This is a genomic window from Escherichia sp. WS33, assembly GCF_046486385.1.
Classification (GTDB): Bacteria; Pseudomonadota; Gammaproteobacteria; order Enterobacterales; family Enterobacteriaceae; genus ECMA0423.
This window is the reverse complement of record NZ_JBJQLJ010000015.1, coordinates 110525-120040: the sequence shown is the minus strand read 5'-3', so window position 1 is coordinate 120040 and position 9516 is coordinate 110525. Positions and strand designations below refer to the sequence as shown.

10 protein-coding genes are annotated in these 9516 nt (G+C 53.9%); 8 read left to right on the top strand and 2 right to left on the bottom strand.

All coding sequences use genetic code 11. The features are described 5' to 3' along the window. Positions 1-346: DUF6531 domain-containing protein (locus ACJHXA_RS14105; protein WP_044860740.1), on the bottom strand; the 346-nt coding region annotated here is incomplete at its 3' end. A gap of 242 nt (positions 347-588) precedes the next feature. Next, complete coding sequence (locus tag ACJHXA_RS14100; protein WP_000424924.1) at positions 589-795, bottom strand: YbfA family protein; 207 nt, start codon at positions 793-795, stop codon at positions 589-591. Positions 796-1107: 312 nt separating this feature from the next. Between ACJHXA_RS14100 and kdpF the strand changes: the two genes are divergently transcribed. From kdpF to speFL, 8 genes are all read left to right on the top strand, one after another. Further along, the gene (kdpF, locus tag ACJHXA_RS14095; protein ID WP_001272653.1) at positions 1108-1197 is read left to right on the top strand and encodes a K(+)-transporting ATPase subunit F; all 90 of its coding nucleotides are present in this window, start codon (positions 1108-1110) and stop codon (positions 1195-1197) included. Further along, positions 1197-2870, top strand: coding sequence for a potassium-transporting ATPase subunit KdpA (gene kdpA / locus ACJHXA_RS14090; protein ID WP_000741137.1), 1674 nt, complete (start codon positions 1197-1199; stop codon positions 2868-2870). Before kdpF ends, kdpA begins: the two co-directional genes overlap by 1 nt. Positions 2871-2892: 22 nt before the next feature. After that, the gene (gene kdpB, locus ACJHXA_RS14085) at positions 2893-4941 is read left to right on the top strand and encodes a potassium-transporting ATPase subunit KdpB (RefSeq protein ID WP_000087967.1); all 2049 of its coding nucleotides are present in this window, start codon (positions 2893-2895) and stop codon (positions 4939-4941) included. Between the two features lie 8 nt (positions 4942-4949). Next, positions 4950-5522: a K(+)-transporting ATPase subunit C gene (kdpC, locus tag ACJHXA_RS14080; protein WP_001297248.1), complete on the top strand. Its 573-nt coding sequence runs from the start codon at positions 4950-4952 to the stop codon at positions 5520-5522. Further along, on the top strand, positions 5515-8199 hold the full coding sequence (gene kdpD, locus ACJHXA_RS14075) for a two-component system sensor histidine kinase KdpD (protein ID WP_001306984.1): 2685 nt from the start codon (positions 5515-5517) through the stop codon (positions 8197-8199). The genes kdpC and kdpD overlap by 8 nt, the downstream gene beginning before the upstream one ends. After that, the gene (kdpE, locus tag ACJHXA_RS14070) at positions 8196-8873 is read left to right on the top strand and encodes a two-component system response regulator KdpE (RefSeq protein ID WP_000186103.1); all 678 of its coding nucleotides are present in this window, start codon (positions 8196-8198) and stop codon (positions 8871-8873) included. Before kdpD ends, kdpE begins: the two co-directional genes overlap by 4 nt. 161 nt (positions 8874-9034) lie before the next feature. Further along, positions 9035-9169, top strand: a complete 135-nt coding sequence (locus ACJHXA_RS14065) for a hypothetical protein (RefSeq protein ID WP_001299172.1) — start codon at positions 9035-9037, stop codon at positions 9167-9169. Beyond that, entirely contained in the window at positions 9148-9252 is a 105-nt protein-coding gene (gene speFL / locus ACJHXA_RS14060) for a leader peptide SpeFL (RefSeq protein WP_001312672.1), read from the top strand. Before ACJHXA_RS14065 ends, speFL begins: the two co-directional genes overlap by 22 nt. Positions 9253-9516: the final 264 nt, after the last annotated feature.

The following is a 9516-nucleotide window of genomic DNA, read 5'->3' as shown; positions in this document are numbered from 1 at the left end:
TATCACTGAGTATCAGTGTGTTATCGCGCAGCTGTAAGCGGATATCCGCAGGCATTTTCCAGCCGGGGCCGAGGCTCCCCACCGGCGCGGGCGTTTTTGTCCGGTAACTGCTGTAGGTGCGGGAGAGGATGAACGGCAGCGGGGCGGGCAGGGCGATGTCGGTTTCACCGGGAAGGACCTTTGCACCGAGCAGCGGATTGACCGGATGGCCGGACGTCACCCCGCCGGGGCACACCGAACAGGCCACGCCGGTGGGGGCACCGATGCGCACCCCGGCTGAACCCTGAACAATGCTACCGCCATACTGCGTCATGTCGCCCTGACGCGCCGCCGGTTTTCCGCTCATCTGCTCATCCTTGTTTTATCGGGTTATTTGTCTGCTGACAGGCGAAACCCTACAGATTTATAAGAAAGCCTTAAGTGAGATATCTGTCAGATAAGAACAATTAGGAAAATATTTATATATATTTCATGAATATATGTTTCGATTGGTATAACGATGTCTAAATATTCCTCTGAACATCTTCCTGATACAAAAAACCGCCAGCGTTTCCGCTGGCGGTTTTCAATGTATTCAAAACTCAGCAATCAATAAAAATCACCAGTTGCCTTTTCGGCCTGATCCATCCACACCGGTTTATCGCTGGTTTTCGACCAGACGCGATGCAGGTAGCTGTAAAAGCGGGCGCGGTCTTTCCAGAAAAGCATGAAAGGCAGCGCCAGAACGCCCGCTGCAACCGCATAAGTACGGCGTAAAAAGATAAGCCATGCAGGATATTCTCTGTAGAGTTCCATACTTTTCTCCCCCTTTTGTATCTACCCGGTGAATGGCACCGGAAAAATGAATTTGTTTATCTGATGAAAATAGTACCGCCTTTTGTGTAATTTTACTACTCATCCGACCACTTATTTTTGCTTATTGATGGTTTATTTACATTCATCCTGTAATTAAGTTACACAAAAGTTAAATTAATACTAAACATTAGTTAAATCATGGCTTTTGCCATTTTTATACTTTTTTTACACCCCGCCCGCAGATTTTTGCGAAATCTTTGCAGCCAGAATTCTACCCTTCCGGTATCACTTTTAGGCCACTGGAGGTGCACTGTGAGTGCAGGCGTGATAACCGGCGTATTGCTGGTGTTTTTATTACTGGGTTATCTGGTTTATGCCCTGATCAATGCGGAGGCGTTCTGATGGCTGCGCAAGGGTTCTTACTGATCGCCACGTTTTTACTGGTGTTAATGGTGCTGGCGCGTCCTTTAGGCAGCGGGCTGGCGCGGCTGATTAATGACATTCCTCTTCCCGGTACAACGGGCGTTGAGCGCGTACTTTTTCGCGCACTTGGCGTCTCTGACCGTGAGATGAACTGGAAGCAATATCTTTGTGCCATTCTCGGCCTGAACATGCTGGGGCTGGCGGTGCTGTTTTTTATGTTGCTCGGTCAGCACTATCTGCCGCTTAATCCACAGCAGTTGCCGGGGCTGTCGTGGGATCTGGCGCTGAATACCGCCGTCAGCTTTGTCACGAATACCAACTGGCAATCTTACAGCGGTGAAACCACGTTGAGCTATTTCAGCCAGATGGCTGGCTTAACGGTGCAAAACTTTCTTTCTGCCGCCAGCGGGATTGCGGTGATTTTTGCCCTCATCCGTGCGTTTACCCGCCAGAGCATGAGCACACTCGGGAATGCCTGGGTCGATCTGCTACGCATCACGTTATGGGTGCTCGTCCCTGTGGCGTTGTTGATCGCACTGTTTTTTATTCAACAAGGTGCGCTGCAAAACTTTCAGCCTTATCAGGCTGTGAATACCGTTGAAGGAGCGCAACAGCTGTTACCCATGGGGCCTGTAGCTTCTCAGGAAGCGATCAAGATGCTCGGTACTAACGGCGGTGGCTTCTTTAATGCCAACTCGTCGCATCCGTTTGAAAACCCAACCGCACTGACCAACTTCGTGCAGATGCTGGCGATCTTCTTGATCCCAACGGCGCTGTGCTTTGCCTTTGGTGAAGTGACGGGCGATCGCCGCCAGGGGCGCATGTTGCTGTGGGCGATGTCAGTGATTTTTGTCATCTGCGTAGGCGTGGTGATGTGGGCAGAAGTTCAGGGTAATCCTCATCTGCTGGCGCTCGGCGCAGACAGCAGCATCAATATGGAAGGTAAAGAGAGCCGTTTCGGCGTGCTGGTCAGTAGCCTGTTTGCGGTCGTGACTACGGCGGCTTCCTGTGGCGCGGTGATTGCGATGCATGATTCGTTTACCGCTCTCGGTGGCATGGTGCCGATGTGGCTGATGCAAATTGGTGAAGTGGTGTTCGGCGGTGTCGGTTCTGGTCTTTACGGCATGATGCTGTTTGTCCTGCTGGCGGTGTTTATTGCCGGGCTGATGATTGGTCGTACACCGGAATATCTGGGTAAAAAAATCGACGTACGCGAGATGAAACTGACTGCACTGGCGATTCTGGTTACCCCGACGCTGGTGCTGATGGGCGCGGCGCTGGCAATGATGACCGACGCCGGACGTAGCGCCATGCTCAACCCTGGCCCGCATGGTTTTAGCGAAGTGCTGTACGCCGTGTCATCCGCCGCTAACAACAACGGCAGCGCCTTTGCCGGATTAAGCGCCAACTCCCCGTTCTGGAACTGTTTACTGGCGTTCTGCATGTTTGTCGGTCGCTTCGGGGTGATTATCCCGGTGATGGCAATTGCCGGTTCGCTGGTGAGTAAAAAGAGCCAACCCGCCAGCTCCGGCACGCTGCCAACGCACGGCCCGCTGTTTGTTGGCCTGTTAATCGGCACCGTGTTGCTGGTTGGCGCACTGACCTTTATCCCTGCCCTGGCGCTTGGTCCGGTGGCGGAATATCTCTCCTGATGATATTGAGTGAGCACTGAATATGAGTCGTAAACAACTGGCGCTATTCGAACCAACACTTGTCGTTCAGGCGCTGAAAGAAGCGGTGAAAAAATTAAACCCGCAGGCGCAATGGCGCAATCCGGTGATGTTTATCGTCTGGATCGGCAGTCTGCTGACCACCTGTATTAGCATCGCGATGGCAAGCGGTGCGATGCCTGGCAATGCGCTGTTTAGCGCGGCAATTAGCGGCTGGCTGTGGGTCACCGTACTGTTCGCTAATTTCGCCGAGGCGCTGGCAGAAGGCCGCAGTAAAGCGCAGGCCAACAGTCTTAAAGGGGTGAAAAAAACTGCCTTTGCCCGCAAGCTGCGTGAGCCGAAATATGGCGCTGCGGCGGACAAAGTTCCTGCCGATCAACTGCGTAAAGGTGACATCGTGCTGGTAGAAGCTGGCGATATTATCCCCTGCGATGGTGAAGTCATTGAAGGCGGCGCATCGGTCGATGAAAGCGCCATCACCGGGGAATCGGCACCGGTGATCCGTGAATCCGGCGGCGATTTTGCCTCCGTCACCGGCGGCACGCGTATTCTTTCTGACTGGCTGGTGATTGAGTGTAGCGTTAACCCCGGTGAGACATTTCTGGATCGGATGATCGCGATGGTGGAAGGCGCACAGCGACGCAAAACACCGAACGAGATTGCCCTGACTATCCTGCTGATTGCTCTGACCATCGTCTTTTTACTGGCAACCGCCACGCTGTGGCCGTTTTCCGCGTGGGGCGGTAATGCCGTGAGTGTAACGGTACTGGTGGCGCTGCTGGTCTGTCTGATCCCAACCACTATTGGCGGCCTGTTGTCAGCGATCGGCGTCGCCGGGATGAGTCGGATGCTGGGCGCGAATGTGATTGCCACCAGCGGACGTGCAGTTGAAGCGGCAGGTGACGTTGACGTTCTGCTACTGGATAAAACCGGCACCATCACACTCGGTAACCGTCAGGCGTCGGAGTTTATCCCTGCGCAGGGCGTGGATGAAAAAACGCTGGCTGACGCCGCACAACTGGCTTCGCTGGCTGATGAAACGCCGGAAGGCCGCAGTATTGTGATCCTCGCCAAGCAACGTTTTAACCTGCGCGAGCGCGATGTGCAGTCGCTCCATGCCACCTTTGTACCGTTTACTGCGCAAAGCCGGATGAGCGGGATCAACATCGACAACCGCATGATCCGTAAAGGTTCTGTCGATGCCATTCGCCGCCATGTTGAGGCTAACGGCGGTCACTTCCCTACCGATGTTGATCAAAAAGTCGATCAGGTTGCGCGTCAGGGGGCCACGCCGCTGGTGGTGGTGGAAGGTTCCCGTGTGCTGGGCGTTATTGCGCTGAAAGATATCGTCAAAGGCGGTATTAAAGAGCGCTTCGCCCAGCTGCGCAAAATGGGCATTAAAACGGTGATGATTACCGGCGATAACCGTCTGACTGCCGCCGCCATTGCTGCGGAAGCGGGCGTCGATGATTTTCTCGCCGAAGCGACACCGGAGGCCAAGCTGGCATTGATTCGTCAGTATCAGGCGGAAGGCCGTTTGGTGGCGATGACCGGCGACGGCACCAACGATGCTCCAGCGCTGGCGCAGGCAGATGTCGCGGTGGCGATGAACTCCGGTACTCAGGCGGCGAAAGAAGCGGGCAATATGGTCGATCTCGACTCTAACCCGACCAAGTTGATCGAGGTGGTACATATTGGCAAACAGATGCTGATGACCCGTGGCTCGCTGACCACCTTCAGCATTGCCAACGATGTGGCGAAATACTTCGCCATTATTCCGGCGGCGTTCGCGGCAACGTATCCGCAGTTAAATGCGCTGAACATCATGCGCCTTCATTCGCCCGACTCCGCCATTCTCAGTGCGGTCATTTTCAACGCCTTGATTATCGTCTTTTTGATTCCTCTGGCGTTAAAAGGCGTGAGTTATAAACCGCTTACCGCTTCTGCCATGTTGCGCCGTAACTTATGGATTTACGGTCTGGGTGGGCTGCTGGTGCCGTTTATTGGTATCAAAGTCATTGATTTACTGCTGACCGTTTGCGGTCTGGTGTGAGGTTTACCATGCGTGGCTTACGTCCGGCATTATCGACATTTATCTTTCTGTTATTGATTACTGGCGGCGTTTACCCGCTGCTGACCACCGTGCTGGGGCAATGGTGGTTTCCCTGGCAGGCCAACGGTTCGTTGATTCGTGAAGGTGATACGGTGCGGGGTTCGGCATTAATCGGGCAGAATTTTACCGGCAACGGCTATTTTCAGGGTCGCCCGTCGGCAACGGCAGAAATGCCCTATAATCCACAGGCTTCTGGCGGGAGCAATCTGGCGGTCAGTAACCCTGAGCTGGATAAACAAATAGCCGCACGCGTTGCTGCATTACGGGCCGCTAACCCGGATGCCAGTACGAACGTTCCGGTTGAACTGGTGACGGCATCGGCAAGCGGGCTGGACAATAATATCACCCCGCAAGCGGCGGTCTGGCAAATCCCACGCGTGGCGAAAGCGCGTAATCTCAGCGTTGAACAGCTCACGCAACTGATCGCAAAATACAGCCAACAACCGCTGGTGAAATATATCGGCCAGCCGGTCGTCAACATTGTTGAACTCAATCTGGCGCTGGATAAACTTGATGAATAACGAACCCTTACGTCCCGACCCCGATCGTCTGCTGGAACAAACTGCCGCGCCGCATCGGGGGAAGCTGAAAGTTTTCTTCGGTGCCTGTGCAGGCGTCGGGAAGACCTGGGCGATGCTGGCAGAAGCCCAGCGACTGCGGGCGCAAGGGCTGGATATTGTGGTTGGCGTGGTAGAAACCCATGGGCGGAAAGATACCGCCGCCATGCTTGAAGGGCTGGCTGTTCTGCCGCCCAAACGCCAGGCGTACCGTGGGCGGCATATCAGCGAGTTTGACCTCGATGCCGCCCTCGCCCGCCGTCCGGCGCTGATCTTAATGGACGAACTGGCGCACAGTAATGCGCCAGGTTCTCGTCATCCTAAACGCTGGCAGGATATCGAAGAACTGCTGGAAGCTGGCATTGATGTTTTCACAACCGTCAACGTTCAGCATCTGGAAAGTCTGAATGATGTGGTCAGCGGCGTCACCGGAATTCAGGTACGGGAAACCGTGCCCGATCCTTTTTTCGATGCCGCCGACGACGTAGTGCTGGTGGACTTGCCCCCGGACGATCTGCGCCAGCGGCTGAAAGAAGGCAAAGTCTATATTGCCGGGCAGGCGGAGCGCGCCATTGAACATTTTTTCCGCAAAGGCAATCTGATCGCCCTGCGTGAACTGGCACTGCGCCGTACTGCCGATCGCGTAGATGAGCAAATGCGCGCCTGGCGGGGGCATCCTGGTGAAGAGAAAGTGTGGCACACGCGCGACGCGATCCTTTTATGCATCGGGCATAACACCGGCAGTGAGAAACTGGTCCGCGCGGCGGCGCGGTTGGCCTCGCGCCTGGGTAGCGTCTGGCACGCGGTGTATGTTGAAACCCCTGCCCTGCATCGCTTACCGGAAAAAAAACGTCGGGCAATTCTCAGCGCCTTACGTCTGGCGCAGGAGCTGGGCGCGGAGACGGCTACACTTTCTGATCCAGCGGAAGAAAAAGCAGTAGTGCGTTATGCCCGTGAACATAATCTCGGCAAGATTATTCTCGGTCGCCCGGCCTCGCGCCGCTGGTGGCGTCGGGAAACGTTTGCTGACCGACTGGCGCGCATCGCCCCCGATCTCGATCAGGTGCTGGTCGCGCTTGATGAACCACCCGCCCGCACGATTAACAACGCGCCGGATAGCCGCTCTTTTAAAGACAAGTGGCGGGTACAGATTCAGGGATGCGTGGTTGCCGCCGCGTTATGCGCCGTTATCACTTTAATTGCCATGCAGTGGCTGATGGCGTTTGATGCCGCCAACCTGGTGATGCTGTATCTGCTTGGCGTGGTGGTGGTGGCGCTATTTTATGGACGCTGGCCTTCGGTGGTTGCTACCGTCATTAATGTGGTGAGTTTCGATCTCTTTTTTATCGCCCCACGCGGCACGCTCGCTGTCTCTGATGTGCAATATCTGCTGACCTTCGCGGTGATGTTAACCGTCGGGCTGGTGATCGGGAACCTTACTGCGGGTGTGCGTTATCAGGCGCGGGTAGCCCGTTACCGCGAGCAACGCACACGGCACTTATATGAAATGTCGAAAGCTCTGGCGGTGGGCCGCAGTCCGCAGGACATCGCCGCCACCAGCGAACAATTTATTGCCTCCACGTTTCATGCCCGCAGTCAGGTGTTGTTGCCCGATGACAACGGTAAATTGCAGCCGTTAACACATCCGCAAGGAATGACCCCGTGGGACGATGCCATCGCACAGTGGAGTTTTGATAAAGGCCTGCCTGCGGGTGCGGGCACCGACACGTTACCCGGTGTACCGTACCAGATTTTGCCGTTAAAAAGCGGTGAGAAAACCTACGGGCTGGTGGTGGTGGAACCAGGGAATCTGCGTCAGTTGATGATCCCGGAACAGCAGCGCCTGCTGGAGACGTTTACGCTGTTAGTCGCCAATGCGTTTGAGCGGCTTACGCTGACCGCCAGTGAAGAACAGGCGCGGATGGCAAGCGAACGGGAACAGATCCGCAACGCTCTGCTGGCGGCGCTTTCGCATGATTTACGCACGCCGCTCACGGTGCTGTTCGGTCAGGCAGAAATCTTAACGCTCGATCTGGCAAGCGAAGGATCGCCTCACGCCCGCCAGGCCAGCGAGATTCGTCAGCACGTGCTGAACACTACCCGACTGGTGAATAATCTACTGGATATGGCGCGAATTCAGTCCGGCGGCTTTAATTTGAAGAAAGAGTGGTTAACGCTGGAAGAAGTGGTCGGCAGCGCGCTGCAAATGCTGGAACCGGGTTTATCGTCGCCCATCAATCTTTCTCTGCCAGAACCGCTGACCTTAATCCACGTTGACGGGCCACTCTTTGAACGGGTGCTGATTAATCTGCTGGAGAACGCGGTGAAATATGCGGGTGCGCAGGCCGAAATTGGTATCGATGCCCACGTTGAGGGCGAAAATCTACAACTGGATGTCTGGGATAACGGCCCCGGTCTTCCGCCAGGCCAGGAGCAGACGATATTTGATAAGTTTGCTCGCGGGAATAAAGAGTCGGCAGTACCGGGGGTAGGGCTTGGACTGGCAATTTGTCGGGCGATAGTGGATGTACACGGGGGCACTATTACCGCGTTCAACCGACCGGAAGGTGGTGCCTGTTTTCGTGTTACACTTCCCCAGCAAACTGCCCCTGAACTTGAAGAATTTCATGAGGATATGTGACAAACGTTCTGATTGTTGAAGATGAACAGGCTATTCGTCGCTTTCTGCGCACGGCGCTGGAGGGCGACGGGATGCGCGTCTATGAGGCCGAAACGCTGCAACGCGGCTTGCTGGAAGCGGCTACCCGTAAGCCAGATTTGATTATTCTCGATCTCGGCCTGCCCGATGGTGATGGGATTGAGTTTATCCGCGACCTGCGCCAGTGGAGCGCGGTGCCGGTGATTGTGCTTTCCGCACGCAGCGAAGAGAGCGACAAAATCGCCGCGCTGGATGCCGGAGCGGATGATTATCTGAGTAAGCCGTTTGGCATTGGCGAATTGCAGGCCCGTCTGCGCGTCGCTTTACGCCGCCACTCCGCCACCGCCGCGCCCGATCCGCTGGTGAAATTTTCCGATGTTACCGTCGATTTAGCCGCCCGCGTGATTCACCGGGGTGAGGAAGAGGTGCATCTCACGCCGATTGAGTTCCGCCTGCTGGCGGTGCTGCTGAATAATGCCGGGAAAGTGCTCACCCAGCGCCAGTTACTCAATCAGGTGTGGGGGCCAAACGCGGTCGAACACAGTCACTATTTGCGTATTTATATGGGACATCTGCGACAAAAACTGGAACAGGATCCCGCTCGCCCCCGCCATTTCATTACTGAAACCGGTATTGGGTATCGGTTTATGCCATGAATGTTTATTCAATAAATGCGCTTAAATAATTATTAATTTATTATTAAACCTGCCAAAAATATTATTATTTGGCAGGTTTAATTTCTTAACGCAAATATAAAACACAAAATTACAACATTTAAATAACAAAACAGCATCTAATATGGCGCTATTCATAATTAATGATTTATTATTTGGGGTATGATCGTTTTTTGTTGATCTTCTTCACAGATTATAGCCATTTCATGGATAGAATAACTCTACCTTCAACTGACACAGCAAGAGGTAAAGGTAAATGGAAAATAATAACCGCTTAATGCCTCATATAAGGCGGACAACCCATATCATGAAGTTTGCCCATCGTAATAGTTTTGACTTTCATTTCTTTAATGCCCGCTAGTCTTCTGACTAAAGGGCACCCCAACGTACAGGTCTCCCTGACTTTAAGCATTACAGGTTAATACCTGTATTCCTCGGTGCTCATATACTGCTAACCCTTTTAAACTCTAAATAATTCGAGTCGCAGCACTTGCAACTTGAGGTATGACGAGTATAGCCAGTTACCGGGCTGGTCTGGGTTATTGCATCTGCAAAAAGCAAACTACTGATTTATTTATCAGCGGTGGAGCTTTGCTTTTTTTCCGGCGTGATCGATTTCTCCTTT